General features: G+C 61.0%; 2 protein-coding genes and 1 other annotated feature. Both genes read left to right on the top strand.

Going from position 1 to position 639, the window contains the following annotated elements; translation table 11 throughout:
• Nucleotides 1-301 (top strand): transposase (locus HLH25_RS19935; protein WP_182975738.1); only part of this gene is annotated, 301 nt, incomplete at its 5' end.
• Nucleotides 256-372 (top strand) — a sequence feature (AL1L pseudoknot). (Overlaps the previous gene by 46 nt.)
• Nucleotides 298-639 (top strand): IS3 family transposase (locus tag HLH25_RS19930; RefSeq protein ID WP_182975737.1); only part of this gene is annotated, 342 nt, incomplete at its 3' end. Its footprint overlaps the feature before it by 75 nt. The genes HLH25_RS19935 and HLH25_RS19930, both read left to right, overlap by 4 nt.

Genomic DNA, 639 nt, shown 5'->3' with positions numbered 1-639 from the left:
TGCTGAACTTCGAGAACGCGGAGTTCGGCTTTTTCGAGAGCACCGAGGTGACTATGCCAGCGACAATGCGGCTTACAAGGCGATTGCACCGAAGCTTGGTTGTTCTCCGGACAGCCTGCGTGTCTGGTGCCAGCAGGCCGAACGTGACGCCGGCCAGCGCGGCGGGCTGACGAGCGGTGAGAAGGACCGGATCAAGGAACTGGAGCGTGAGGTGCGGGAGCTTCGGCAAGTCAACGAGATCCTGAAGAAGGCCAGCGCGTATTTCGCGGCGGCGGAGCTCGACCGCCCCTTCCGCAAATGATCGCATTCATCGACGATCACCGTGACGTCTTTGGTGTCGGGCCGGTCTGCCAGGTTCTGGGGATCGCATCATCGACGTTTTATGCTTTCAAGGCTGTTGAACGTGATCCGGCATTGGCCTCGGAGCGTGCGAGGCAGGCTCGGCTGGACATGGCAGCCATCAGACAGGCCTTTGACGGCAGTGGTGGCCGATATGGAGTGCGCAAGGTCTGGCACCAGTTACGCCGCAGCGGCCACGACATTGCCCGCTGCACGGTGGAGAGGCTGATGAAGACCATGCGAATACAAGGCGTTGTCCGTGGCAGGAAGGTCATCACGACCAACCCGGATACGGCGCAA

It is taken from the genome of Gluconacetobacter dulcium (assembly GCF_014174165.1).
GTDB lineage: Bacteria > Pseudomonadota > Alphaproteobacteria > Acetobacterales > Acetobacteraceae > Gluconacetobacter > Gluconacetobacter dulcium.
The sequence above is the reverse complement of the archived record's forward strand: the minus strand, read 5'-3'. Positions and strand labels throughout refer to the sequence as shown.